This is a genomic window from Serratia sp. TSA_198.1 (assembly GCF_052686505.1).
Genome location: NZ_JBQZFP010000001.1, coordinates 929,850 through 955,071, shown reverse-complemented (window position 1 = coordinate 955,071; position 25,222 = coordinate 929,850). Strand labels below are relative to the sequence as shown.

Below are 25,222 nucleotides of genomic sequence, written 5' to 3'. Positions count from 1 at the left end.
TTAACGCAGCCGTGCCGCGCTTTTGGTGGCCGCATCCAGGCCCGCTTGCGGCGTCACCTTGCCTTGCAGGATCTGCTGCAAATCTTGCTGCAATCCGTTGGAAAGCCGTGAGTAATCGGCAGTTTCAGGGCGCGACAGCATCACGTTCAACGACTGCTTGGCGGCGGCGATCAAGGGTTGCTGGTCTTTCTGCACCGCCGGATCGTCGTAGGAAGATTTCCAGATCGGCAGGCTCAGTTTGGCGTACTTATCCTGTACCGGCTGGGAGGTCATGTAGCTGATGTACTGCCAGGCCTGATCCGGGTGGGCGCTGGCTTTGGCGATGCCGAGGCCCATCGAGCCGTTGACGGCGGAAACCTGGCCCTCAACCGATCCCGGAGCCGGCACGATGCCGACATCGCCGGCCACTTTGCTCTGCTTCGGATCGTTGGCCATGTTGTACATATAGGTCCAGTTGAGCGCGAAGGCGGCGTCGCCGTTAGAGAAGGCTTTACGCACATCCTCTTCCAGATATTCACGCGAGTTCGGGTTGGTCAGCCCCTTGTCCAGCGTGTCTTTCATGTAGCCGGCGGCCTGTAATGATCCTGGGGTGGAGAAGTTGATTTTCCCCTGCTGGAAGAACTGCCCCTTGAAGGCGGACACCAGCGTGGTGTAATCGCAAACCAGCGCCTCGGCCTGTGACCAGCTCCACACCAGAGGGTATTTGACCACGTTTTTCTGTTTCAGGATTTCCGCCTGTTGCGCCAGTTCCTGCCAGGTTTTCGGCGGGGCGCTGATGCCGGCCTTGGCCAGCATGGCTTTGTTGTAATACAGGTATTTGGTATCGAGGATCCACGGCATTCCCCAGCGCTTGTCTTTGTAAGTGACGGTGGTCATGGCGCCGTCGAAAATCTTGCCGCTGTCGTCGGCGCTGATGCGCGAGGTGACGTCCTGCAGCAGGCCGAACTTAACGAATTCGGCCGGCCAGATGGCGTCGAACAGCACCACGTCGTAGCCGTTGCTGCCTGCGCCGCGCGCCGCGACGATTTTATCGTGCAGCGCTTCGTAAGGGACGAACTCGAGGTTAACGGTGATATCCGGGTGCTGTTGGGTGAAATCTGCGGTCATGGCGCGAATGTCGTTTTCGCTATAAGCCGCCTGGGTCATAAACAGCGCGTTGATTTGCGTAGGGGCGGCAAAGGCGCTTGAGATGCAAAACGCCAGGGCAGACAGGGTACAGGCGGCCTTAGCGGCGCGGATAGGGCTTTTCATGGTGCGTTCTCCGGTGTTAAAAAGATTCTTAAATCAATTTGATTGCTTTAATGGAGGGCACCATACTGCAAACACCGATTTCCCTTTCTGCATAGGCAGTTATGACGACATCCGGCACTAACCTTGAACATGCTCGAGCACACAACCGGCGCGTAGTGATAGAGGCAATCCGTCTGCACGGCGAACTGACCCGTGCCGAAATCGCCCGGCTGACCTCACTGACGCCGCAAACCGTTTCAAATATCGCGACAGAGCTGGAGCAGGCCGGCATTCTCTCCTCGCACCTGCCACGCCGTGCCGGAGGGAGGGGCCAACCGGCGACGCCGTTGACCCTCAATCCAGACAGTGCGTATTCCATCGGCATCCATCTGGATCACCAGTCGCTTCTGATCATCGTCGTTGATCTGTCAGGAAGCGTTCGTTTCCATCGGCTGATTATGGTGCAAAAGCCGCAACCTGCTGCGACCTTGAAACTGATTTGTGATGTGCTGCAAGAAATGCGCCAACAGCCTGATATGGCCTGGGGAAAAATGCTGGGCATCGGCGTGGTGATGCCGGGGCCGTTTGGCGTGGAAGGGATCTCCTCCGTTGGGCCGACCACCCTCAACGGCTGGGAAAATATCGATGTAGTGGCTGAACTTAACGCGCAGAGCGGCCTGCCGGTGACGCTGGAGAACGACGCCACCGTCGCCGCCATCGGCGAGCGTCTGCACGGCGTGGCCAGGCAGCTCAATTCGTTTATTTATCTGTATCTCGGCACCGGCCTCGGGGCGGGGATCTTCACTGACGGGCGCATTTATACCGGCCATGCGCACAATGCCGGTGAAATAGGCCACATGATTGTGCAACCGGGCGGGCGGGCTTGTTATTGCGGCAACCAGGGTTGCCTTGAACGTTACGTCTCGCTGCAGGCAGCCTATGAGAGCTGCGGGCTGGATCCGATGCGTGCCATGCCGCAGGATCTGCTGGCATTGCCGCAGGCGCAGATCGACCGCTGGTTGGAGTCTGCGGTGCCTGCGCTGCGCCAGGCGATCAACATCGTCGAGTGCATGTTCGATGCCGAAGCGGTGATTATTGGCGGGCTGATGCCGGAAAGCATCGTTGAACAGTTGATCAAACGTTTGGCGCCCTTGCACCGCTCGGTTCGCAGCAAATACCTCGATGGTCTGCGCGTGCGGCTGGGCACCACCGGCGCGGATACCGCAGCACTGGGGGCGGCCGCGCTGCCGCTGTTCGACGAGTTCAACCCGCGTTATGAAGTGTTATTGAAATAGCCGCTTAATTTTCTCGATTTCTATTCTTGCTCGATGTTGGTGCATCGGTTTAATTTCCCAAAACAAGCAAACGGTTGCTATTTCACAGGCAACCGTTTGCTTGTTTTTTTATTATTTTGACCTGCTCGGATAATTTCAGGATATTTTTTATCTTATTGTTTACAAAGTAAAATGTATAATAAAAAACCAACTGGCACGCTACTTGCTATCCTTAAATCAACATCTGCAAACGATAAAAAACCGCCATATTCCACGGGTTGGTACGTGGGTCGGTAGAGAAGGAAAGCAAAATGAGCATTCAATTCACCACGGCTATTCGTGGCAATTTTTTCGATATCGCGGCCTGCGTGGAGAGTCCGCAACAGTTGAATGAGCAACTGCGGCATATTCCCGATGGATTAATGCTGCTCAATGAAGGGGCGATTGTCTGGCACGGCAGTTGGCAGCAGGGTGAACCGCTGTTGCCGCCGGGTTTTGAGGTGACGCATTACCGCGACAAGCTGATCGTGCCGGGGTTTATCGACACCCATATTCACTACCCGCAAACCGAAATGATCGGCGCCTATGGCGATCAGCTGTTGGCGTGGTTGAAGCACTACACTTTCCCGACCGAAAGCCAGTTCTGCTGCGAACGGCATTCCGGCAAGATGTCGGCGTTCTTCCTGCAACAACTGTTAAGTAACGGCACCACCACGGCCTTGGTGTTCGGTACGGTACATCCGCAATCGGTTGACGCGTTGTTCAGCCAGGCGGCGGCGCTGAACATGCGTCTTATCGCCGGCAAAGTGATGATGGACCGCCACGCACCGGATGAACTGCTGGAAACCCCGGAGCAAAGCTACCGGCAAACGCGTGAACTGATCGAGCGCTGGCACGGCAAACAACGCCTGGGCTATGCGATAACGCCGCGTTTCGCCCCCACCAGCACCCCAGCGCTATTGGCGCAGGTGCAACGGCTGCGCGAAGAGTTTCCGGATGCCTGGCTGCACACCCACCTGAGCGAGAACCTGGATGAAGTGGCCTGGGTGAAAGCGCTGTTCCCGGAGAACAGCAGCTATTTGGATGTGTATCACCAGTACGGCCTGACCGGCGAGAAAAGCGTCTTCGCTCACTGCCTGCATCTGGAAGAGCAAGAGTGGGATTGCCTGTGCCAGACCGGCTCGGCGATCGCTTTCTGCCCGACCTCCAACCTGTTCCTCGGCAGCGGGTTGTTCAACCTGCAAAAAGCCTGGCAGAAGCAGGTGAAGCTGGGCATTGGCACCGATGTCGGCGCAGGCACCACCTTCAATATGCTGCAAACGCTGGGCGAGGCTTACAAGATCGGCCAGTTGCAGCGCTATAAACTCTCCGCCTGCGAAGCCTTCTATCACGCCACCTTGGGCGGTGCGCGCGCGTTGGCGCTGGACGATAAAATCGGCAACTTCGGCGTCGGTAAAGAGGCGGATTTTGTGGTGTTGGATCCGGCGGTGTCGCCGCTGCAGAAGCTGCGCCATGAAAACAGCCGCGAACTGGCGGACCAGCTGTTCTTGCTGATGACGCTGGGGGACGATCGCAACGTTTATCGCACCTACGTTGACGGTAAAGTGGTTTATCGCGCGGCTGCGCACCAGGAGGCAGCATGATCCAGTTCCTGCTTAATCAAACGCTAAAAAGTGAAAGCGCGCTCGATCCCAACACCACGGTGCTGAACTATCTGCGCCGCAACCTGGGCCGTTGCGGCACTAAAGAAGGCTGTGCCTCCGGTGACTGCGGCGCTTGCACCGTCGTATTGGCCGAGCAGGAAGGCGGGCAGTTGCGCTACCGCAGCGTCAATGCCTGCCTGACGTTCGTCAGCGCGCTGCACGGCAAACAGCTGATCACGGTGGAGGATTTGAAGCAAAATGGCCAATTGCACAGCGTGCAGCAGGCGATGGTCGATTGCCACGGCTCGCAGTGCGGTTTTTGTACGCCGGGATTTGTGATGTCGATGTTCTGTCTGCAAAAGAACGGCGGGGAATACCAGCGTGAACAGGCGCAACAGGCGCTGGCGGGCAACCTGTGCCGCTGCACCGGCTACCGGCCGATTCTGGCGGCGGCGCAGCAGGCCTGCGGCGTCAAGGGCGAGGACAGTTTCGATCGCGGGCAACGGCAAACCGTGGAACGCCTGCAAGCCATCCGCGCAGCGACGCCGCTGGAAGCGGCGGGTAAACGCTGTCTGATGCCGCAAAGGATCGACGAGCTGGCGGTGTTGTATCAGCAACACCCGCAGGCAAAATTGTTGGCCGGCGGCACCGATCTGGCACTGGAGGTCACCCAGCGTCACCAGGATGTGCCGCTGATGATCGCCATTGGGCAGATTGAGGCGTTGAAGCAAGTCAGTTGGCAGGGCGAACGGTTGACGATCGGTGCCGGTGCGGCGCTGAGTGACCTGTATCCGCTGCTGGAAAAATATCATCCGGCCTTCGGCGAGCTGCTGGCGCGTTTCGCTTCGCAGCAGATCCGCAACCAGGGTACCTTGGGGGGCAATATCGCCAATGCTTCGCCGATTGGCGACGGCGCACCCATGCTGCTGGCGCTGGATGCCATGCTGAACCTGCGCTGCGGCGATGTGCGGCGTGAGTTGCCGTTGCACGATTTCTTCCTGGGCTATCGCCAGACAGCGCTGCAACCGGGGGAGTTTATCGAAAGCATCGTGCTGCCGGCCACCGCTCCGGCGGATTTCCGCGCCTGGAAAGTCTCCAAACGGCTGGAGGACGATATTTCGGCGGTATGCGGCGCTTTTAACCTGAGGATCGAGCACGGCATGATTCGCAGTGCCCGCTTGGCATTTGGCGGCATGGCGGCGACGCCAAAACGCGCCTTGCTATGCGAACAGCAACTGGTGGGGCAGCCCTGGCGGCGCGCCACCGTTGAACGTGCGGTGCAGGCATTGGCGCAGGACTTTACGCCGCTTAGCGATTTTCGCGCCAGCAGCGGTTATCGCCTGCTGGTAGCGCAAAACCTGCTGCGCCGCTATTTCATTGCGCTGACCGCGCCGCATTTGGCGATTGAGGTGACGGCTCATGAGTAATAACAAACGCATTGAAGCGACGCAGGAACAACTGGCCGAACGTTTCCGCCAGCCATTGACCACCGGGGTGGGCCGTAGCCGCAAACATGAAAGCGCCGACAAACACGTCAGCGGCGAGGCGCAATACATTGACGATCGGCTGGAATACCCAAACCAGTTGCATCTGGCGGCCAAGCTGAGCGAACGGGCACATGCGCGCATCATCAAGCTGGATTTGTCGGCCTGTTACGCCTTCCCCGGCGTGGTGCGGGTGATCACCTGGCAGGACGTGCCGGGCGAGCTGGATATTGCGCCACTGACCCACGGCGATCCGCTGCTGGCGAAGGAGACGGTGGAGTATGTCGGGCAGGTGATCGCGGTGGTGGCGGCAGAAGATCCCGAGATCGCCTGGCGGGCGGCGCAGGCGGTGAAGGTGGAGTATCAGGATTTGCCGGTGCGGCTGGACGTGACGCAATCGCTGCGCGAAGGCTTCGTGGTACAGGAGGCGCACCATCATCGGCGCGGCGATGCAGACGGCGCGCTGGCGCGGGCTTTGCACCGCATTCAGGGCGAGTTGCACGTCGGCGGCCAGGAGCATTTTTATCTGGAGACCCAGATTGCGTCAGTGATGCCCGCCGAGGACGGAGGCATGCTGGTGTATTCCTCCACCCAGAACCCGACCGAAATCCAGAAACTGGTGGCCTCGGTGCTCAATCTGCCGATGCACAAGATCACCCTCGATATGCGTCGCATGGGCGGCGGCTTCGGCGGCAAGGAAACCCAGGCGGCCGGCCCGGCGTGCCTGTGTGCGGTGGTGGCGCACCTGACCGGGCGACCGGCCAAAATGCGCCTCAATCGCCATGACGACATGCTGATCACCGGCAAGCGCCACCCGTTTTATATTCACTATGACGTTGGCTTTGACGACAGCGGGTTACTGAACGGAATCAAGATCGACCTGGCCGGCAACTGCGGCTATTCGCTCGATCTCTCCGGATCTATTGTCGATCGCGCCATGTTCCACGCTGATAATGCCTATTTTCTGCAAGATGTATTGATTACCGGCCACCGCTGCAAAACCCATATCGCGTCCAATACCGCCTATCGCGGCTTTGGCGGGCCGCAGGGCATGATGGCGATTGAGCAGGTCATGGACCATATTGCGCGCTATCTGGCGCTCGATCCGCTGGCGGTGCGCAAGACCAATTATTACGGCAAGGACCACCGCAACATCACCCATTACCACCAGCGGGTGGAGCAGAACCTGCTGCAGGAAATGACCGCTGAATTGGAACACAGCGCGGATTATCAGGCACGGCGCGAGGCTGTCCGTCGTTTCAACGCCGAGAACCCGATCCTGAAAAAAGGGCTGGCGCTGACGCCGGTGAAATTCGGCATCTCTTTTACCGCCAGCTTCCTCAACCAGGCCGGTGCGCTGGTGCTGGTTTACACCGACGGCAGCATTCAGCTCAACCACGGCGGCACCGAGATGGGCCAGGGGCTGAACACCAAGGTGGCGCAGATCGTCGCCGAAGTGTTCCAGGTGGATATTGAACGTATTCAGATCACCGCCACCGATACTGGAAAAGTGCCGAACACCTCGCCGACGGCGGCGTCGTCCGGTACCGATTTGAACGGCAAGGCGGCGGAAAATGCCGCGCTAATCATTAAACAGCGGCTGATCGACATGCTTTCCAAACAGCACCAGGTCAGCGCCGATCAAATTGCCTTCAGCAACGGCCAGGTCAGGGTGGGCGAGCGTTATTTCAGCTTCGAGCAGGTGGTTGAGCAGGCGTATTTCAATCAGGTTTCGCTCGCCAGCACCGGCTATTACCGCACGCCGAAAATTTTCTACGATCGCGACAAGGCCAGCGGCCACCCGTTCTATTATTTTGCCTACGGCGCGGCCTGCGCGGAAGTGTTGATCGACACCCTGACCGGCGAGTACAAACTGCTGCGCGCCGATATTTTGCACGACGTGGGCGACTCGCTGAACCCGGCTATCGACATCGGCCAGGTTGAGGGGGGCTTTGTGCAGGGCATGGGGTGGCTGACCAGCGAAGAACTGGTGTGGGATGAACAGGGCAAGCTGCTGACCAACGGCCCGGCCAGCTACAAAATCCCGGCGATTGGCGATGTGCCCGCCGATCTGCGCGTCACGCTGCTGGAGAACCGCAAAAACCCGGAAGATACGGTGTTCCATTCCAAAGCGGTGGGCGAGCCGCCGTTTATGCTGGGGATCTCGGTTTGGTGTGCGATCAAGGACGCGGTCGCCAGCCTGGCGGACTACCGCCAGCAGCCCAATATTGACGCGCCGGCCACGCCGGAACGGGTGCTGTGGGGCGTGCAACAGATGCTGTCAAGTGACATTGTCACTGAGCTGACGCGGGAGAACGGCGATGGACGAATGGATTGAGGCGCTGGCAGAGGCACGCAGGCGCGGCGAGCCCTGCGTGCTGGTGACGTTGGTGGACGAACTGGGCTCCACGCCGCGCAACCGCGGCACCAAAATGCTGGTGACCGCCGAACGGGCGGTCAATACCATCGGCGGCGGTCACCTGGAGTACCAGGCGCTGGCGATTGCGCGCGAGATGTTGCAACAGGGTGACGCCACGCTGCGGCTGGAGCGTTTCCCGCTGGCGGCGCGGCTCGGCCAGTGCTGCGGCGGAACCACCAGCGTGCTGTTCGAACCCTTGATCCCGCCGCGCCCGCACATCGCGCTGTTTGGCGCCGGGCATGTGGGCCGTGCGCTGGTGAACATTCTCGCCACCTTGCCGTGCCGGGTGCGTTGGGTAGATGGGCGTGCGGCGGAGTTCCCTGCGGCGATGCCGCCGGGCGTGCAGCAAGAAATTTGCGATGAGCCGCTGGAGATCGTCGATGCCATGCCGGCAGGCAGTTATTTCATCGTGATGACCCACGATCACGCGCTGGATCTGGCGCTGGCGGAGCGCATTTTGCGCCGTGGCGATGCCGGTTACTTTGGCCTGATTGGTTCGCTGACCAAGCGTAAACGCTTCGAATACAAGCTTGGTCAGCGTGGCATCAGCGAACAGGCAGTGGCCGCCATGCGCTGCCCGCTGGGTTTGCCCGACGTCAAAGGCAAACTGCCTGCGGAGATCGCAGTAGCGGTGGCCGGGGAGATTATTGCTTGTTACGGGAGGGGGGGACGGGGCTAAAACCGCGGCGGGTTGTTTTCGAAAATTGTGTGGGCGCCCCCCGAAGGTTGCGCCGCCACAGATAAGAATCGTCAAATCACTTCAGTTCTGGCCAGTAGTCTTTATTGGCTTCGAGCAGATCGTCCAGAATGGCTTTAGCGACAGAAGCGCTCGGCACGGTTTTCGAGAGCGTTATCGCCTGCCACAGTTTCAGATAGGACTTCTCAATCCAGGCTTCGACCACCAGTTTTTCAACCGCCACCTGCTGGCTCATCAACCCCTGCTGGAACAACGGGATCTTACCGACAGTCAGCGGTTCCGGCCCGTTGCTACCGACGAGACACGGAATTTCAACCATCGCTTCCGGATCAAAATTGTTGATGGCGCCCTGATTCGGCACAATCAGCAACATTCTTTCCTGAGTGTTGAATGCGATGGCGGTTGCCAGGTCAACGATGTAAGACGCGTGTTCATCAATCTCCAGTTCGCCGGCGGAAGATTTCCCCGCCTTGGTAATCGCAGCGCAGGAACTGAAAACGTGTTTTTCTCGGTGCTCCATCACCTCATTGGCGCGGGTATGTTCCGGATTGGAATGCGCAACCACGTAGTCCGGGAACAGGTAATATTTCAGGTAGGTGTTCGGGAACGTAGACGGATCTAACGCCCAGACATCTTTCGCTTTGGCGAATGTATCATTCCAACTGGCTTCGACACCCGGCTCGGCGGTTGGCGGTACATAGCCGTGTTTAGCCACATGTTCGCGGATCTTGGGCATCAGATCGTTACCCTTCAAATCTTCAATCGACGTCCACCAGCCAAAGTGATTCAGTCCGTAATAACGCACCTGCATTTCTTTACGCGATTTCAGCCCGACAATCTGCGCCATGCGTCCTTCAATGCCGATCGGCATATCGCAAATGTTGAGGATCCTGGAGTGCGGGCGCAAACGGCGCGTCGCTTCCGCCACAATTGCGGCCGGATTCGAGTAATTCAGCATCCAGGCGTCCGGGGAATATTTCTCCATGTAATCGACGATTTCCAGTACGCCGCCGATGGAGCGCATACCGTAAGCGATACCGCCAGGCCCACAGGTCTCCTGTCCTACGACACCATGACGCAGGGGGATTTTTTCGTCTTTTTCGCGCATCGGATATTTACCGACACGGATATGCGCCATGACAAAATCGACATCGCTAAAGGCCGTTTTCGGATCTGTGGTATAGCCGAATTCAATGTCCGGCGCCTGTTCTTTGAGGATCACCTTGCACGCCTCGGCCACAATTTCCTGACGTGCGCCATCGTTGTCATAAAACTTGATGGAACGCAGCGGGAATCTTTCCAAATTCGCCAGTAACATCAATACGATACCCGGTGTAAATGTGCTGCCGCCGCCGGCCACGACTACTGAGAATTTCTTCTTCATACTGCCTCCGTAATGGATGTTTTTGTCGGGGAACTCGCCCCGGATATGGATGATGGTGTGAAAGCATCTTGCTTCATCAGCGTTTCTATCTGGTCCCTGACCTGAGGAACGTGCAGGCCCACGATGATCTGAATGCCGTTGCCGCGTCGTACCACGCCATGTGCGCCCAAGGCTTTGAAGATGTCGTCACTCTGCGTCAGCGTCATGTCGCCGAGCGTGATACGCAGCCGCGTCGCGCAGTTGTTGAGGTTGACAATATTGCCGTTGCCGCCGAGTGCATGCAGATAACCCACAGCCTGAGCTTGTGCTGAAGAGGGGGCCGGGATATCGCTGGTGCGGCCCGACGGATTTTTCTGCGCCTGATAGTCAGCCTTACTGTAGAGTTTGATTTCACTATCCTCACGCCCCGGTGTCTTCAGGTTAAGACGCAGGATTAGCGTGCGGAATACCAGGAACCAGATGCCGGTGAATACCAGCCCGATAGCAATCTGGGTGAACATCATCGAGGCGTGATTGTGATACATCGGGATCCAGTTTTGCGGCAGGAACTGGTCCAGTAGCCCACCGCCCATGTTGCCGACCACGCCTGCCATGTACATCAGCGTCGCCACTGTGGCGGCAAGTAACGCATGTATGGCAAACAGCAGTGGCGAGATGAAGAGAAAGGTGAACTCAAGGGGTTCGGTAATACCGACAAGTAAGGCGGTCAGCGTCGCCGGGATCAACAGTCCTGCCACCTTGACGCGATTTTCCGGTGCGGCAGTGGCGTAGATCGCCATCGCAATACCGACCGAGCCGAAAACTTTCGAGTTGCCTTGCAACGCGAATCCGCCTTGCGGGAATAAGACTTTCAGCGGCTCTGTGCTCTCGCTGAATGCCTGCAAGTGCTCTGCCCAGTAAACCTGAATTCCGCCTTCGACAGCTGCCGGACCGAAGATAAACGGGCCATAGATGAAGTGATGCAATCCGGTAGGGATCAGAATGCGTTCCAGGAAGGTATACACCCATACGCCGAGAGAACCGGAGATCAGCATAAAGTGTTGCATCGAGAGGATGCCGGCCTGTACTTTCGGCCACACCAGCAGCGTCAGCCACGCGCAAGGGATCATCAACAGGAATCCGACGATGACCACGAAGGAGCTGCCCTGAAAAATACCGAGGAATACAGGAAGTTGTTTATCAAATAAATGATTGTGTATTGAGGTGACTATGCCAGAAATTATAATTGCACCAATAATACTGGTATCGATAGTTTTAATTCCGGCGATCATTGTCAGTCCACTGTGCCCTCCGGGATCAACGTTAAAATTAACGCCAAAATAATCGCCCCATGTTAATCCCATTGCGTTAATTAAATAATTCCAGGTCATAAAACTGACCAGTGCCGCGAGGCAGGCGCGACCTTGCGCATGTTTCGCCAGTCCGATGGGCAGGCCGACCGCGAAAATCAGCGGCATGTTGCGGAAAACAGTCCAACCACCTTCTTCTATAATATGAACAATTTGTGCGAAAAGACTGCCAGGTGCGGTGAGTGAATCCCCGAGAAACATAGGGTTCTGAAGCATGATTGCAATGCCCACCACCATTCCCGCAAACGGAAACAGCAAAACGGGGGTAAACATCGCACCACCAAAACGTTGAATTTGACTGAGCATAAATACTCCTCATATTTTTCCGGGTCAGATTTTTATTATTTCGTTTTAACCGATTTATTTTCCATTCAAAGAGTAAGGGCTTTGAAAAAAAAGGTCGCAAAACGATTAATCATTTTGTGATCGCATTCATGTTTTCTCCCTGGGTGAAGTGGTCTACTTTTATGGCGATTTGTATACATTAAAGTGTTCAAGGAAAAAATAGCCAGGGGAATAGCCAAATAAATTTCAGGTTTTACAGTGCAGTAACCTCTTTTTGTTGCGAGGTTATCAGGATTCATTTAGGGATAAAGAGGTCTTCAAGTGATCTACAAAACGCTTGCCGAACGTCTGAGAATACGTATCAATTCTGCTGATTTTGCTATCGGCGATGCTTTACCCAGTGAGAAACGTCTGGCTGCCGAATTTTCTGTATCGAGGATGACACTACGCAAAGCGGTAAATTTACTGATTGAATGGGGACTGGTACGTCGCTGTCACGGCAGCGGAACCTTTGTCGCGCAGAAAGATCTCCAGCATGAAACCCGCGGGCTGATGGGTTTTTCGGAACTGATGAAAGAACTGGGCCGCCCCACGGTGAGCGAGGTGCTGGAGTTTCGAATGATGGGAGCCCCCCCAGCCATCGCCAGCCAGTTGCGAATCAAGGCCGATGAACGCATTTACTATTCGCGTCGCGTAAGGTTTGTGGAAGGGAAGCCTGTGGTGCTGGAAGACAGTTACATGCCGGGCAGGTTATTTGGCAACCTCTCAGTCGCACATCTGGAGGGTTCAAAGTTTTCGTATATAGAAGATGAATGTCATATCAATATCGCAGGGAATTACGAAAGCTTCAGCCCGATCTTGGCAGACAGCACGATCGGCGCTCTACTGCACGTTGCCGAAGGCACGCCGCTGCTGCGGCTGACATCGCTTTCTTACAGTGATACCGGCGATTACATCAACTATTCGGTGATATTCAGAAATGCCAATGAATACCACGTGGACTACCATTTGAAGAGGAATAAATAGCGGTCGAAGGGGGGCCACATTTCTACTATATGGCAATTGCAATAATTCCCAATCTAATCATAACGTTGGTCAACGGAATTTCCCGCAAGATAACATGAAAATGTTTTTTATTATCGCAAATTAATAGTGGTTTAGAGCGTTTGCACTCACCTTGCTAACACGGTTTAGCAAAGTATGCTAAAAAACAGCTTATTTAAAACGAATGTCACTTAAAAAATGTCAATGCCTTATATTTACTTTACCCAGTCATTGTTCGGGAACATAATTGCAAAGCTTCTATTAGATACTGAAAATTAACCAGTATTAAATTAATAAATTAACGATTGAATATTTAAATGTCAGGGGAAACATTGAATTGGGTTTATTTTTCGAATAAGAAACAGGAGAGTATTGTAATGCCCCGTCAAGGATTGAAAACTGCACTAGCGATTTTTCTAACCACATCATTAACCGTCTCATGCCAGCAAGCCTTAGGTACGCAACAACCCTTGCTTCAAGAAAAGAGTATCGAACAGTCGAAAACCATTCCTAAATGGTGGAAGGAGGCTGTTTTTTATCAGGTGTATCCGCGTTCCTTTAAAGACACCAACGGAGACGGTATCGGGGATATTAACGGCATCATAGAAAAATTAGATTATCTAAAAGCTTTGGGAATTGATGCCATTTGGATCAACCCACATTATGATTCCCCGAACACGGATAATGGTTACGATATCCGCGATTATCGAAAAATCATGAAAGAATATGGCACGATGGAGGATTTTGACCGCCTGGTTTCTGAAATGAAAAAACGTAATATGCGGTTGATGATTGATGTGGTCATCAACCACACAAGCGATCAAAACGAATGGTTTGTTAAAAGTAAAAGCAGTAAGGATAATCCTTATCGCGGCTATTACTTCTGGAAAGATGCTAAAGAAGGGCAGGCGCCTAATAACTATCCTTCATTCTTTGGTGGCTCGGCGTGGCAAAAAGATGAAAAGACCAATCAATACTACCTGCACTATTTTGCTAAACAACAGCCTGACCTAAACTGGGATAACCCCAAAGTCCGTCAAGATCTTTATGCAATGTTACGTTTCTGGTTAGATAAAGGCGTATCTGGTTTACGTTTCGATACGGTAGCGACCTACTCAAAAATTCCGGATTTCCCAAATCTCACCCAACAACAGCTGAAGAATTTTGCAGCGGAGTATACCAAGGGCCCTAATATTCATCGTTACGTCAATGAAATGAATAAAGAGGTTTTGTCTCATTACGACATTGCGACTGCCGGTGAAATCTTTGGCGTACCTTTGGATCAATCGATAAAGTTCTTCGATCGCCGTCGCGATGAGCTGAACATCGCATTTACCTTTGACTTAATCAGACTCGATCGAGACTCTGATCAAAGATGGCGTCGAAAAGAGTGGAAATTGTCGCAATTCCGGCAGGTCATCGATAACGTTGACCGTACTGCAGGAGAATATGGTTGGAATGCCTTCTTCTTGGATAACCACGACAATCCGCGCGCCGTCTCGCACTTTGGCGACGATCGCCCACAATGGCGTGAGCCATCGGCTAAAGCGCTTGCAACCTTGACGCTGACTCAACGAGCAACGCCTTTTATTTATCAAGGTTCAGAGTTGGGCATGACCAATTACCCCTTCAAAGCTATTGATGAATTCGATGATATTGAGGTGAAAGGTTTTTGGCATGACTACGTTGAGACAGGAAAGGTGAAAGCCGACGAGTTCTTGCAAAATGTACGCCTGACGAGCAGGGATAACAGCCGGACACCGTTCCAATGGGATGCGAGCAAAAATGCAGGATTCACGAGCGGAAAACCCTGGTTCAAGGTCAATCCAAACTACCAGGAAATCAATGCGGTAAGTCAAGTCGCACAGCCCGACTCGGTATTTAATTATTATCGTCAGTTGATCAAGATAAGGCATGACATCCCGGCACTGACCTATGGCACATACACCGATTTGGATCCGGCAAATGATTCGGTCTACGCCTATACACGCAGCCTTGGGGCGGAAAAATATCTTGTTGTTGTTAACTTCCAGGAACAAGTGATGAGATATAAATTACCGGATAATTTATCTATTGAGTCAGTGATTATAGAAAGCAATAGCAAAAACGTGGTGAAAAAGAATGATTCCTTACTCGAGCTAAAACCATGGCAGTCAGGGGTTTATAAACTAAATCAATAAATCCCATAATCACGCCAAATGATGTAGATATATTGAAACCATTAAAACCGGCATTTATGCCGGTTTTTTTTAGCGCGAAATAGGATTTGGCCCGTCCCTCAGTGCCAGCCTAAATAACTGTGTTTAATACCGCTCCCCCCAAACTTGAGACTGGTGGAGAGCATGCAGGTTAGCCGACCGTTGAGCGCATGGACGCGCGATACGAGCCTCCATGGACGGATTCACGGCGTGTCGGCGCTCTGCATGCTCCCCACCTCAGGCGCTATTAGGCGCAGCTATTTAACTGTCGCCCCTTCATTAAAATGAATCCAGAGGGCGATGGCGTGACAAAAGACACGTCTTCCCGGACGCGATAAACAGCGTTTATCCTCAGACGCCTGGCCGTTGCGCGAAAACGAAGACCGGGGCTTGAGGGGGCAATGCCGACGAGCCTGCCAACCTCTCGTGGGCGCGAGCACATGGCTAATGAACAATCTCGCTTCAAATGTTATCGTGAGTATTACAGTGGCGCCGCCGGGCTTTGCCCTCGATTCAGGTCTGATTCACATAAAAGGTCACAGGGAAATGAACGTGTTATTCATCGCTTCGCTAGGCGCTTTATCGTTAATTCAAGCCTCATTCTCCTTCGCGGATAATGCCAATGGGAAAAACATCTATTCACAGAGATGTAGCATGTGCCACGGAACCGATCTCAAAGGCACGGGGCCATTGGCTGATAAAACCAATCCACCTCCACCTGATCTGACAACGCCCGCTTTCAAAGAACGGCTCAATGAATATCCGGGCGTTATTGTATCGTCGATAATACTTCGTCCAAATGGAGACTTGATTCCCAAAACCTTGCGAGAGAATGGGGTAAAGCTGCCGCCGTTCTCGTGGCGGCTTCAGGATCTGCGCGATTTAAATCAATACATGAGCGGTGTGATTTCAAAAAATCGATAATGTTGAGAGGAAAGGCAGGCACAGCAATCGAATGACCCTTTCAGAGTGGTTACCTGTTTGATTGAATCCTTCAGATATAGTCCAGACTGCATTCAGCAACGCGGTGTCCTGTAACGGGACACCCCATTCTAATCACTTGTTTTTGCTCAAACTGCCAACTGCGCCTAAGCTAGAATGTGGTCTGGGGACTGGGGTCCCTTTGCACTTTATTCTGTGAACATGGAGGAGTTTCGATTTGATGCGTTTATCTACATTGGTGCTGGCGATCGGCATGGCGCTGAGCGCGCAGGCACAGGCAGCAGAAACCAATCCGCACGCGAGCCATAGCGCGTTGCCCAGCGGCCAGGCGAAGGAGGCTAACGTGACCGGAGAAGCCAACCAGCACGAGAACAAGAAGAACGAGAACCCGTTCTTTTATCAGAGCCGTCTGCCATTCCAGGCGCCGCCGTTCAATCTGATCAAAGAAAGCGACTACGCCCCGGCTATCGACGCCGGCATCAAGCAAAAGCTGGAAGAGGTGGAGAAGATCGCCAATAACCCGGCCAAGCCCGATTTTAAAAATACCTTTGTGGCGTTGGAGCAGGCCGGTGCGCTGTTGACGCGGGTGATGAACGTGTTTGGCGCCATGACGTCGGCCAACACCAGCGACGCATTGCAAAAGCTGGATGAGGAAAGCTCGCCGAAACTGGCGGCGCTCGAAGACGCCATCATGCTTAACAGCAAGCTGTTCGCGCGCATCAAGGCGATTTATCAGCAGCGCGATGCGCTGAAGCTGGACGCGGAATCGCGCCGTCTGGTGGAAGTGACGTACAAGAACTTCGAGCTGGCGGGGGCCAACCTGTCCGATGCCGATAAAACCAGGCTGAAAGCGCTGAATCAGGAAGCGGCGACGCTGAGCACCCAGTTCTCCAACAAGTTGCTGGCAGCGACCAAAGACGGCGCGCTGGCGATCGCCGACAAAGGCAAGCTGGACGGCCTGTCGGAAAGCGAACTGGCTGCGGCGGCTCAGGCTGCCGGCGAGCGCAAGCTGGACAAACAGTGGTTGCTGGTGTTGCAAAACACCACCCAGCAGCCGGAGTTGCAGAGCCTGAAAGACAGGGATACCCGCAAGGCATTGTTTGACGCTTCGTGGAACCGGGCGGAAAAGGGCGACGGCAACGACACCCGACAGACCATCGCGCGCCTGGCTAAAGTGCGTGCCGAGCAGGCCAAACTGCTGGGCTTCCCGAACTATGCCGCCTGGAAATTGCAAAACCAGATGGCCAAAACCCCGGATGCGGCGCTGAGCTTTATGCGCAATATCGTTCCTGCGGCCACCGCGCGCGCCGCGCGCGAAGCCAAAGACATTCAGGCGGTAATCGATCAGCAGAAAGGCGATTTCAAGGTTGAAGCCTGGGACTGGCAGTTCTACGCCGAGCAGGTGCGCAAGGCGAAATACGATCTGGATGAATCGCAGATCAAACCTTACTTCGAACTGGATAACGTGCTGAACAACGGCGTGTTCTATGCCGCCAACCTGCTGTATGGCATCAGCTTTAAAGAGCGCAAGGACATCCCGGTCTACCAGCCGGACGTGCGTGTGTATGAAGTCTTCGATAAAGACGGCAAATCGCTGGCGCTGTTCTATACCGACTTCTTTAAGCGCGACAACAAGGGCGGCGGCGCCTGGATGAGCAACTTCGTTGAACAGTCGAAGCTGAAGGGCACCAAACCGGTGATCTACAACGTCGCCAACTTCACCAAACCGGCACCGGGTCAGCCTGCGCTGCTGTCGTACGACGACGTGATCACCCTGTTCCACGAGTTTGGCCATGCGCTGCACGGCATGTTTGCCGATCAGGAGTATCCGAGCCTGTCCGGCACCAATACGGCGCGCGATTTTGTCGAGTTCCCCTCACAGTTCAACGAACACTGGGCCAGAGATCCCAAAGTCTTTGCGCACTTCGCCAAACACTACAAAACCGGCGAAGCCATGCCGCAGGAACTGGTCGACAAAATCAAAAAAGCCGACAAATTTAACAAAGGGTATGACATGACCGAGCTGCTGTCCGCCGCGCTGCTGGACATGCACTGGCACATGCTGAGCGCGGATCAGCCGCAGCAGGACGTGGACAAGTTCGAAGCCGAATCGCTGCTGAAGGATAAAATCGATCTCAGCTACGTGCCGCCGCGTTATCGCTCCAGCTATTTCAAGCATATCTGGGGCAACGGGTATGCCGCCGGTTACTATGCCTATCTGTGGACCGAAATGCTGGCGGATGACGCCTTCCAGTGGTTCACCGAGCACGGCGGCCTGACGGCGGAGAACGGCCAACGCTTCCGCGACATGGTGCTGTCGCGCGGCAATAGCCAGGATCTGGAAAAACTGTATGTCGACTGGCGCGGCAAAGAGCCCAGCATCGAGCCGATGCTGATTAACCGCGGGCTGAAAGACGAATAAAATATTCCGATGTCTGTACGGAGAACAGAGGGCGCGGAAAAACCCGCGCCCAACCTCTTCAGCGATTAACCACCTTGGCCGGCAGAGCGATCACCAGCAGCGAACTGAGCAGCAGACAACCGGCGAAGGCCCACAGCGCGCCGCCGCTTTTACCGGTCAGATCCAACGCCAACCCCATCAGAGAGTTACTCACCAACCCGGCGATATTCGCCAGCGAACAGGCCAGCGCAAAGCCGGTTGCCGCTGCCGTGCCGCGCAAAAAAGTGGCCGGCAGGCTGAAGAATACCGGCACCGCGCCGATGATCGCCGCCTGGGCGATGGAGAACAACAGCACCGTGGCGATCACGTTATGGGTAAAGAAGGTGCTGCCGGCCATCGCCATCGCACCGACGATAAACGGCACTATGATGTGCCAGCGGCGCTCGCGCATGCGGTCGGAACTGGTGCCAATCAGCAACATGCCCAGCAGGGCGGCGACGCTCGGCAGCGCGGTCAACATACCGATGGTGGTAATGTCGGTGACCCCGGCGGTTTTGATAAAGGTCGGCATCCAGAACCCCATCGCATAGGCGCTGAGCAGGATCGAGAAATCAATGCCACCCAACATCCACACCTTGAGGTTAAAGAAACCGTCGCGGAAGCTGTGCTTGCTGTGGCCGGCTTCGGCATCGTCATGCGCCAGATCCTGCTCAATGCGTTTTTTCTCGTCTTCGGTTAACCATTTTGCCTGCCGATAATTATTGGGCAGCACCCAGAAGGTGAGCACGCCCAGCAGCACGCTGGGAATACCCTCCAGCAAGAACAGCCATTGCCAGCCATGCAGCCCGTGACGCATATCGAAATGCCCCATGATCCAGCCGGAGAGCGGGCCGCCGACCACGCTCGACAGCGGCAGGCCGATCATGAACAGCGCAATGATGCGGCCACGACGATAGGTGGGGAACCATAACGTCAGGTAATAGAGCACGCCGGGCAGGAAGCCGGCTTCCGCCACGCCCAGCAAAAAACGGATGGCGTAAAACTGATTCGGGGTAGTGACGAACATAGTGCCGGCGGAAAGCAGGCCCCAGGTGATCATGATGCGGGCAATCCACACCTTGGCGCCGACGCGTTGCAGGATCAGGTTGCTCGGAACCTCAAACAGAATATAACCGACAAAAAACAGCCCTGCGCCCAGCCCAAAGGCGGCTTCGCTCAGTTGCAGTTGATCGGCCATCTGCAACTTGGCCAGCCCGACGTTAATGCGGTCAAGGTAAGCGGCCAGATAACACAGGCAGAGAAACGGGATCAGCTTCCAGGTGATTTTGCGGTACAGCAGCGATTCTGTTCCCGCTTTCCCCGCTAACGGGGTTTCAACAATGGCCATGATGATGTCTCCAGGTGGTGCATGGTGGCCTCCGGAGGAGGTGTGTTGTGTGCTTGCTTTTGAGGCGCTTTCCGCGCCTTCTTTATTGTTCTGCTTTCCGTGCAGGTGAAGCCTTTGGGTCTACAACAGGGTTAAATAGCCGATCGCCTCCTGTTTGCTCACTACGTCGCCGTATTTGCTGTCGATGTCGAACAGGTTGGCTTCGTGCGGGCCGACGTGGCGGTCGCCCACACATTCACGCACCACGATAGTGCGAAATCCGTGTTGCACGGCGTCCACCGCGCTGGCGCGAATACAGCCGCTGGTGGAACAACCGGCCAGCAGCAGGGTATCGATGCCGAGCGCCACCAACATAGGTGCAAGCGAAGTGCCGAAAAAGGCGCTGGCGTATTGTTTGGTCAACACCACCTCGGTCGCTAGCGGCGCAACCTGGGGGCAGAACGCCGCCAGCGGATTGCCCTCGACCATGTCTTTCATCACCGGCGCTTTTTTCACCCAGATGCCGCCATCGGCGAAATGCCCCGCATGATAGCGGATATTGGTGTGGATCACCGGTATTCCTACCTGTCGCGCCGTTGCCAGCAGCGCCACACTTGAGTCGACTGCGCTGACCACGCCGGGGGCGAACAGCGGTGCGCCCTCGGTGGTGTAAGCCTGCATAAAGTCGATCACCAGCAGCGCCGGGCGCTGGCCGAAACCGATGCGGTTGCCCCAGACGCCGCTGTAGTTATGGATGAGAGAGTTATCGGGTGCGGATGCCATTTTTCCTCCTTAATAGGCGCCGGACAGCAGGGCACCGGCGCCGGGCACGATCGGCTCCAGCTCCAGCGCGGTCAGCATGGCGTAGGTGGTGGCGATGGCGGCGGTCAGCACCGGCTTGCCGGTTTGCGCTTCAACGGTGGATACCGCAGGTAAAGACGGCATTTGCACGCAGGCGGACAGCACTATGGCATCCACGCCGCTCAGGTCCATCTCGGCGACAATTCCCGGCAGTTTGGCCGGATCGTGGCGGCCAACCGCCAGGTTGTCCGGGATCTCCAGCGCGCGCCACACCTTGACCTCAATGCCCTCGTGTTCGATATAGTCCACCACCATTTGGGTCAGGGGTTTCATGTAAGGCGCCACCAGCGCGATGCGTTTGGCGCCGAGCACTTTCAGGCCACTGACCAGCGCGCCTGCGCTGCTGATCACCGGTGCGGCGGCGTTGTTGTCCTGCGTAACCTTTGCCAGCCGGGCCTGGGACTCGCGATGATAGCCCAGCCCCATCGACATGATCGCCACCAGGCAGGCATAGCCGAGCACGTCGACCTGCGCGTCGGAAAGCTCCAGCGCGCAGCGGTCTGATTCGGCGTCCATCGCCGCCAGTTCCGCTTTGCTCACATGCTTCATGCGCATGCGGCTGGAGTGAAAGGTAAAACGCTCCGGGCGGATCAACTGGCGCGCGGTCAGCATCGCCGGAATTTCGGTTTCCATCGTGGTGTTGGAACTGGGTACGATCTGGCCGATACGGTAATTTTTGGTCATGGAAAATGCTCCTCAGTTAATCCAGAAAATCGCCCAGGGCGTGGAAGAAACCGTCAAAGTCGTCCCACGGGATCATATGCCCGGCGTTTGCTACGTGCGCGAGGGTGATTTCCGGTTGTAACCTACGGATCTCCGCCTCGTCTTCCGGCAATATCACGCCGCCCAGGCCGGCGACCATCAGCAGCGTCGGCATGCTCAGGTCGGGATAATCGCGGTGACTGTCTACCTGATGGAAATCTTCATAGGCACGTTGAATGGCCGGTTCATAGCAGGTGTGCAGCCATTCGGCGCGCAACTGCCGCTGCTCCTCGCTCCAGGTCGGGCAGTAGGCGCGCATCTGCTCGGCATCCATCCCCGATAGCGCCTGGCGGATGGAATCGACGTACCACGGCCATTTTCCGGGATAGTCGCGGCGGCCGGGGCCGGAAACCGGCGGATCGACCAGCACTAACCGGCGCACGCCGGCCGGTTGCAGCACCGCAGCGCGCAGGGCAAAACGCGCACCCATGGAGTGGCCGAGCAGCGAATAGCTGTCCAGCTTCAGTGCGGCGGCGAAAGCGTTGACGTCCTGCGCGCAGGTTTCGGCGTCATAGGCCAACTCCGGGCCGCTGGAAGACAGGCCGCGCCCGCGCACGTCCAGCACGTAGGTGTCGTATCTTTCTCCCAGCCGTTCGGCGACGAACCCCCAGGTGATCGCCGGGCTGGTGATGCCGGGGATCAGGATCAGTACAGGGCCCTGGCCGCCGTAGCGCAGGTAGTGCTGGCGGATGCCGTTGGCCTGCACGTTGGCGCCATACAGGAAGCGGCTCATGCGGCGTTCTCCGATTTCAGCGCCTGCGCGTACAGGTCATAGCCGTACACCCAGGCCGGATCTTCCTGGGTGCGCAGGAAAGTATTGGCGTTGGACACCGCCTGCACGCGGGAGGCGCGTTCTTTGCGGTTGGCTTCATACAGCTGGAAGGCGGTGCGGTAGTCGGTCAGGCCGGTTTCCTGCAGGCAGCGCGCCAGCATGGCGGCATCTTCGATCGCCATCGCCGCACCCTGGGCCATATGCGGTTTCATGGGGTGGCAGGCGTCGCCGAGCAACACCATGCGGCCTTCGCTCCACAGTGGCAGCGGTTTGCGGTTCAGCAGCGGCCATTTGGTGACCTGTTCGCTGGACTCGATCAGCGCTTGCACGATCGGGTGATAACCGGCGAAGGTTTCGTACATTTCTTCGCGGCTGCTGTCGATGAAGCTGCCCTGGAAATCCCACGCCGGGTGGGGTACGCCGCTGACGTAATAGTATTCGTCGCGTTTTTGCGTGGTGTAATAGACCATCAGGTGGCGATCCGCCGACCACCACTTCACGCAGTCTTCGAAGCTCAAATTGTATTTGGCCAGTTTCTCGCCGCGGATCAGCGCACGGTGGGCCACCCAGCCGCTGTAGGTTGGCGCTTCGACGCCCAACAGGTGTTCGCGAATGCGTGAATTGATGCCGTCGGCGCCAATCACGATATCGGCGGTGGCGCGGGTGCCGTCGGCGAAGTTCAGCACTACCTCGTCGCCGCGATCCTCAATCTTGCTCAGGCATTTGCCAAAGTGCACGCTGCCCGGTTGCAGAGCGGCCATCTGCAACGCCTGTAAATCGCCACGATGCACGGTAACGTATGCCGCGCCGTACTCTTTGCGAGCAAATGCCCCCAATTCAATGCGCGACAGATAGTCGCCGCTTTCGGCATCGCGGCTGAACCAGAAATCCGGGTGCGAAGCCATTTGCTCCAGCGGCTGTTCGATGCCGAGGCGACGGAAAATCTTCAGTACGTTCGGTCCCATATGGATACCGGCACCGAGGCGTGAAAACACCGGGCTTTGCTCATACAAATCGACGATAAAGCCGGCTTTTTGCAGCAGACCGGCGGCGGCGGCGCCACCCAGGCCTGCGCCGACCACGGCAATGCGCTGTTGTTTGCTCATCATTTTTCCCCTGACTGTTGGTCTTTTTAGGCGTTGTCCGCAGCAATGCCGGACGATTGATTTGTAGTGTATACGCTAAATATAGCAAGGTTGCACAAGTGTTAATTTAGATCTCGCTCACGCTAATGGGCCGCAACTTGCTGGTAAACTCATGTTAATCACAGCCTGTTACGGGCATAAAATAGGATTTACTTATGGATTACGTTAGCGACTTGCTTCCCATTGAATTTTCGGCTTAGATGGTTAAAAGAGTGTGTTCACTTTAATTTGTGCAAAATAACTTCACCGGCGCCGAGTGCATCGGTCATTCATTAGCGAAACAGGAGATACGCCATGGCGGTCAATGAGAGTCAGCTGGTTCAACTGTTCGAGCAGGTGCTTAGGTTGTCGAAGGTGGATGCTTCGCAGAGCGTAGCCATCCTGAAAAGCCACTATTCCGATGCGCGTACGGTGCGCGCCGCCACCGATGCCGCGCTGCGGTTGGGGGCCAAGGTGTATGCGGTGGAGCTCCCCTCGTTCAACCATCCGCGGGCGATGGGCAATGACATGACCGCTTACTGCGGCGACACGGCGCTGACCGGCAACCCTGCCGCGCAGCGTGCGCTGGAAGCCGCCGATTTGATCGTCGACACCATGATGCTGTTGCACTCGCCGGAGCAGGAGCAAATATTGAAAACCGGCACGCGCATACTTTTGGCGGTCGAGCCGCCGGAGGTATTGGCACGAATGTTGCCTAACTCAGAAGACAAGGCGCGGGTGTTGGCGGCGGCGGCGGTGCTGGAGCAGGCGAAGCTGATGCGGGTGACATCCGTTGCCGGCAGCGATTTTCGCGCCCCCTTGGGGCAATACCCGACGGTGACCGAATACGGTTATGCCGACGAGCCGGGGCGTTGGGATCACTGGCCGAGCGGTTTCCTGTTTACCTGGCCGAATGAAGAGCAGGCGGAAGGGGTGTTGGTGCTGGACGTCGGCGACATCCTGCTGCCGTTTAAAAGCTATGCCCGTGAACGCATTACGCTGGAGATTGAAAAAGGCTTCGTGACGCGCATTCACGGCGGTTTCGAGGCGGAATACCTGCGCGAATACATGAAGTATTTCAAGGATCCGGACGTGTACGGCATCTCGCATATCGGTTGGGGCCTGCAACCGCGCGCCCAGTGGACGGCAATGGGCCTGCACGACAAAAACGACGGCATGTGTATGGATGCGCGCGCATTTTACGGCAACTTCCTGTTCTCCACTGGGCCGAATACCGAAGTCGGCGGCACGCGAAAAACGCCGTGCCACATGGATATTGCGCTGCGTCGTTGCGACATCAGCCTGGATGGCCAGACGGTAGTGGCTGAAGGGGAAGTGGTGGCGCCGGAGGCATCGCGGGTGCGCCAGGGTTAACCGTTGCTGTTAACCGCGGGGGTTTGTACTATTCTCGGTAGTTTCCCTAGATGGTGAGAGTAACGCAATGACGCCCCCCGAAGACTTGACCGCCGATGACGGCAAAGCCGAAAACTATCATTTTACCGAACAAGTCGGGCACCTGCTGCGCAAGGTTTATCAACGTCACGTGGCGATCTTCCAGCAGAACGTCGGCGATTCGCAACTGACCGCCGTGCAGTTTATTACCCTGTGCGCGGTGCGCGATATGGGGCCTAGCTCATTGACCGAGCTGGTGCAGGTGACGGCGGTCGATCAGGCCACCATTCGCGGCATCGTCGAGCGCCTCAAGGCGCGTGAGTTGATCACCGTCATGCCGGATCCGATAGACAGACGCAAAGTGGTGGTCGGGTTGACCGACACCGGCGCTGCGCTGTTGGCGGCAACGGTACCGCATGCGGCGAAGATCACGGAATTAACCTTCGGCACGCTTAATCCGGCCGAACGTGTAGCCTTGATGTTCCTGCTCAATAAAATGCTGGAAGACCAGCCGCCAGGCTAATTCGCTCCCCGTAACTGCGGTTGTCCGGTGAGTGGCCTGCGGCGAGGTCACGGCCCACAATACATACCCTAT

The 25,222-nt window shown here is 56.1% G+C and carries 19 protein-coding genes; 11 read left to right on the top strand and 8 right to left on the bottom strand.

Annotation, left to right across the window (positions count from 1 at the left end):
- Positions 1-1,251: an extracellular solute-binding protein gene (locus ACUTSW_RS04405; protein ID WP_445583788.1), complete on the bottom strand. Its 1,251-nt coding sequence runs from the start codon at positions 1,249-1,251 to the stop codon at positions 1-3.
- 101 nt (positions 1,252-1,352) lie between these two features.
- On the opposite strand from ACUTSW_RS04405, the gene ACUTSW_RS04400 reads away from it, so the two are divergent.
- The 5 genes from ACUTSW_RS04400 (at position 1,353) to xdhC (ending at position 8,729) form a co-directional block, all read left to right on the top strand.
- Positions 1,353-2,525, top strand: a complete 1,173-nt coding sequence (locus ACUTSW_RS04400) for an ROK family transcriptional regulator (RefSeq protein ID WP_445583787.1) — start codon at positions 1,353-1,355, stop codon at positions 2,523-2,525.
- 290 nt (positions 2,526-2,815) lie between these two features.
- A complete protein-coding gene (gene guaD, locus ACUTSW_RS04395; RefSeq protein ID WP_445583786.1) occupies positions 2,816-4,147 on the top strand; it encodes a guanine deaminase in 1,332 nt (443 codons plus the stop codon).
- Positions 4,144-5,574: a xanthine dehydrogenase small subunit gene (gene xdhA, locus ACUTSW_RS04390; protein ID WP_445583785.1), complete on the top strand. Its 1,431-nt coding sequence runs from the start codon at positions 4,144-4,146 to the stop codon at positions 5,572-5,574. The genes guaD and xdhA overlap by 4 nt, the downstream gene beginning before the upstream one ends.
- Positions 5,567-7,969: a xanthine dehydrogenase molybdopterin binding subunit gene (xdhB, locus tag ACUTSW_RS04385; RefSeq protein WP_445583784.1), complete on the top strand. Its 2,403-nt coding sequence runs from the start codon at positions 5,567-5,569 to the stop codon at positions 7,967-7,969. The genes xdhA and xdhB overlap by 8 nt, the downstream gene beginning before the upstream one ends.
- On the top strand, positions 7,953-8,729 hold the full coding sequence (gene xdhC / locus ACUTSW_RS04380; protein ID WP_445583783.1) for a xanthine dehydrogenase accessory protein XdhC: 777 nt from the start codon (positions 7,953-7,955) through the stop codon (positions 8,727-8,729). The genes xdhB and xdhC overlap by 17 nt, the downstream gene beginning before the upstream one ends.
- Before the next feature lie 76 nt (positions 8,730-8,805).
- On the opposite strand, the gene ACUTSW_RS04375 is transcribed toward xdhC, so the two are convergent.
- A complete protein-coding gene (locus ACUTSW_RS04375) occupies positions 8,806-10,131 on the bottom strand; it encodes a 6-phospho-alpha-glucosidase (RefSeq protein ID WP_062870729.1) in 1,326 nt (441 codons plus the stop codon).
- Positions 10,128-11,786, bottom strand: coding sequence for an alpha-glucoside-specific PTS transporter subunit IIBC (locus tag ACUTSW_RS04370; RefSeq protein WP_445583782.1), 1,659 nt, complete (start codon positions 11,784-11,786; stop codon positions 10,128-10,130). The genes ACUTSW_RS04375 and ACUTSW_RS04370 overlap by 4 nt, the downstream gene beginning before the upstream one ends.
- Before the next feature lie 300 nt (positions 11,787-12,086).
- Between ACUTSW_RS04370 and ACUTSW_RS04365 the strand changes: the two genes are divergently transcribed.
- The 4 genes from ACUTSW_RS04365 (at position 12,087) to dcp (ending at position 18,371) form a co-directional block, all read left to right on the top strand.
- The gene (locus ACUTSW_RS04365) at positions 12,087-12,791 is read left to right on the top strand and encodes a GntR family transcriptional regulator (protein ID WP_013812786.1); all 705 of its coding nucleotides are present in this window, start codon (positions 12,087-12,089) and stop codon (positions 12,789-12,791) included.
- A gap of 395 nt (positions 12,792-13,186) precedes the next feature.
- Positions 13,187-14,989: a glycoside hydrolase family 13 protein gene (locus ACUTSW_RS04360; protein WP_445583781.1), complete on the top strand. Its 1,803-nt coding sequence runs from the start codon at positions 13,187-13,189 to the stop codon at positions 14,987-14,989.
- 465 nt (positions 14,990-15,454) lie between these two features.
- On the top strand, positions 15,455-15,931 hold the full coding sequence (locus ACUTSW_RS04355; protein ID WP_445583780.1) for a c-type cytochrome: 477 nt from the start codon (positions 15,455-15,457) through the stop codon (positions 15,929-15,931).
- A 238-nt stretch (positions 15,932-16,169) separates the two neighbouring features.
- Positions 16,170-18,371 carry a peptidyl-dipeptidase Dcp gene (gene dcp / locus ACUTSW_RS04350; RefSeq protein ID WP_166728803.1) on the top strand — a complete coding sequence of 734 codons (2,202 nt, stop codon included), beginning with the start codon at positions 16,170-16,172 and terminating at the stop codon, positions 18,369-18,371.
- A gap of 58 nt (positions 18,372-18,429) precedes the next feature.
- Here dcp and ACUTSW_RS04345 read toward each other — a convergent pair whose 3' ends face one another.
- The 5 genes from ACUTSW_RS04345 to ACUTSW_RS04325 form a co-directional block, all read right to left on the bottom strand.
- Entirely contained in the window at positions 18,430-19,737 is a 1,308-nt protein-coding gene (locus tag ACUTSW_RS04345; protein ID WP_062870734.1) for an MFS transporter, read from the bottom strand.
- A 120-nt stretch (positions 19,738-19,857) separates the two neighbouring features.
- Entirely contained in the window at positions 19,858-20,499 is a 642-nt protein-coding gene (locus tag ACUTSW_RS04340; RefSeq protein ID WP_445583779.1) for an N-carbamoylsarcosine amidohydrolase, read from the bottom strand.
- A 9-nt stretch (positions 20,500-20,508) separates the two neighbouring features.
- Complete coding sequence (locus ACUTSW_RS04335) at positions 20,509-21,261, bottom strand: maleate cis-trans isomerase family protein (RefSeq protein ID WP_004944093.1); 753 nt, start codon at positions 21,259-21,261, stop codon at positions 20,509-20,511.
- Between the two features lie 16 nt (positions 21,262-21,277).
- Complete coding sequence (locus tag ACUTSW_RS04330) at positions 21,278-22,072, bottom strand: alpha/beta hydrolase (RefSeq protein ID WP_445583778.1); 795 nt, start codon at positions 22,070-22,072, stop codon at positions 21,278-21,280.
- Complete coding sequence (locus ACUTSW_RS04325; protein ID WP_063198480.1) at positions 22,069-23,220, bottom strand: FAD-dependent monooxygenase; 1,152 nt, start codon at positions 23,218-23,220, stop codon at positions 22,069-22,071. The genes ACUTSW_RS04330 and ACUTSW_RS04325 overlap by 4 nt, the downstream gene beginning before the upstream one ends.
- 330 nt (positions 23,221-23,550) lie before the next feature.
- On the opposite strand from ACUTSW_RS04325, the gene ACUTSW_RS04320 reads away from it, so the two are divergent.
- Together ACUTSW_RS04320 and ACUTSW_RS04315 are read left to right on the top strand one after the other, a co-directional pair.
- Positions 23,551-24,609 (top strand): 2,5-dihydroxypyridine 5,6-dioxygenase, encoded by a 1,059-nt coding sequence (locus ACUTSW_RS04320; protein ID WP_062870739.1) that lies wholly within the window; start codon positions 23,551-23,553, stop codon positions 24,607-24,609.
- A gap of 67 nt (positions 24,610-24,676) precedes the next feature.
- Positions 24,677-25,150, top strand: coding sequence for a MarR family winged helix-turn-helix transcriptional regulator (locus ACUTSW_RS04315; RefSeq protein ID WP_020438979.1), 474 nt, complete (start codon positions 24,677-24,679; stop codon positions 25,148-25,150).
- The last annotated feature ends 72 nt before the right edge of the window (positions 25,151-25,222 follow it).

What these genes read in the sequence shown, in the direction of transcription:
- ACUTSW_RS04405 (WP_445583788.1), bottom strand. Translation starts at nt 1,251, where the DNA reads ATGAAAAGCCCTATCCGCGCCGCTAAGGCCGCCTGTACCCTGTCTGCC.
- ACUTSW_RS04400 (WP_445583787.1), top strand. Translation starts at nt 1,353, where the DNA reads ATGACGACATCCGGCACTAACCTTGAACATGCTCGAGCACACAACCGG.
- guaD (WP_445583786.1), top strand. Translation starts at nt 2,816, where the DNA reads ATGAGCATTCAATTCACCACGGCTATTCGTGGCAATTTTTTCGATATC.
- xdhA (WP_445583785.1), top strand. Translation starts at nt 4,144, where the DNA reads ATGATCCAGTTCCTGCTTAATCAAACGCTAAAAAGTGAAAGCGCGCTC.
- xdhB (WP_445583784.1), top strand. Translation starts at nt 5,567, where the DNA reads ATGAGTAATAACAAACGCATTGAAGCGACGCAGGAACAACTGGCCGAA.
- xdhC (WP_445583783.1), top strand. Translation starts at nt 7,953, where the DNA reads ATGGACGAATGGATTGAGGCGCTGGCAGAGGCACGCAGGCGCGGCGAG.
- ACUTSW_RS04375 (WP_062870729.1), bottom strand. Translation starts at nt 10,131, where the DNA reads ATGAAGAAGAAATTCTCAGTAGTCGTGGCCGGCGGCGGCAGCACATTT.
- ACUTSW_RS04370 (WP_445583782.1), bottom strand. Translation starts at nt 11,786, where the DNA reads ATGCTCAGTCAAATTCAACGTTTTGGTGGTGCGATGTTTACCCCCGTT.
- ACUTSW_RS04360 (WP_445583781.1), top strand. Translation starts at nt 13,187, where the DNA reads ATGCCCCGTCAAGGATTGAAAACTGCACTAGCGATTTTTCTAACCACA.
- ACUTSW_RS04355 (WP_445583780.1), top strand. Translation starts at nt 15,455, where the DNA reads ATGAACAATCTCGCTTCAAATGTTATCGTGAGTATTACAGTGGCGCCG.
- dcp (WP_166728803.1), top strand. Translation starts at nt 16,170, where the DNA reads ATGCGTTTATCTACATTGGTGCTGGCGATCGGCATGGCGCTGAGCGCG.
- ACUTSW_RS04345 (WP_062870734.1), bottom strand. Translation starts at nt 19,737, where the DNA reads ATGGCCATTGTTGAAACCCCGTTAGCGGGGAAAGCGGGAACAGAATCG.
- ACUTSW_RS04340 (WP_445583779.1), bottom strand. Translation starts at nt 20,499, where the DNA reads ATGGCATCCGCACCCGATAACTCTCTCATCCATAACTACAGCGGCGTC.
- ACUTSW_RS04335 (WP_004944093.1), bottom strand. Translation starts at nt 21,261, where the DNA reads ATGACCAAAAATTACCGTATCGGCCAGATCGTACCCAGTTCCAACACC.
- ACUTSW_RS04330 (WP_445583778.1), bottom strand. Translation starts at nt 22,072, where the DNA reads ATGAGCCGCTTCCTGTATGGCGCCAACGTGCAGGCCAACGGCATCCGC.
- ACUTSW_RS04325 (WP_063198480.1), bottom strand. Translation starts at nt 23,220, where the DNA reads ATGATGAGCAAACAACAGCGCATTGCCGTGGTCGGCGCAGGCCTGGGT.
- ACUTSW_RS04320 (WP_062870739.1), top strand. Translation starts at nt 23,551, where the DNA reads ATGGCGGTCAATGAGAGTCAGCTGGTTCAACTGTTCGAGCAGGTGCTT.
- ACUTSW_RS04315 (WP_020438979.1), top strand. Translation starts at nt 24,677, where the DNA reads ATGACGCCCCCCGAAGACTTGACCGCCGATGACGGCAAAGCCGAAAAC.